The organism is Maribellus luteus (assembly GCF_003576475.1).
GTDB lineage: Bacteria > Bacteroidota > Bacteroidia > Bacteroidales > Prolixibacteraceae > Draconibacterium > Draconibacterium luteum.
Map to the genome: position 1 here is coordinate 1 of NZ_QWGR01000282.1, position 520 is coordinate 520.

Consider the following 520-nt stretch of genomic DNA (forward strand, 5'->3'; position numbering starts at 1 on the left):
TTGAACGCGGAGGCAAACAGTGCGAAGCACAGCAGCTTGGCAACGAACACCGGATACGCGCCCACCAGCGGCGCGGCAATCAGCGCCACCAGCAGCAGGGCGTACAGGACAAATTTGAGGGAGGAAGAGTTGGTCATGTTGGCCGCGCCGCTCATTTCTCTTTACCGAACAGGCCCGCCGGACGCACCAGCAGCACCAGCACCATGATCACGAACACCACGGTGGCCGACGCCTGTGGATAAAACACCTTGGTCAGCCCCTCGATCACACCCAGGCCCAGGCCAGTGACGATCGAACCGAGAATCGACCCCATGCCGCCGATCACCACTACCGCAAACACGGTGATGATCATGCTCTGCCCCATCAGCGGCGAGATCTGGATGACCGGTGCCGCCAGCACGCCCGCAAACGCCGCCAGCGCCACGCCAAAACCGTAGGTGAGCGTGACCATCAGCGGCACGTTCACGCCAAACGCTTCGACCAGCTTCGGGTTCTCGGTGCCGGCGCGCAGGTAGGCGCC

The 520-nt window shown here is 63.1% G+C and carries 1 protein-coding gene; it reads right to left on the reverse strand.

Going from position 1 to position 520, the window contains the following annotated elements; translation table 11 throughout:
• Window positions 1-151 precede the first annotated feature (151 nt).
• Window positions 152-520, reverse strand: a 369-nt coding sequence (locus tag D1614_RS28905; protein ID WP_147384423.1) for a branched-chain amino acid ABC transporter permease, incomplete at its 5' end; no start/stop codon positions are given.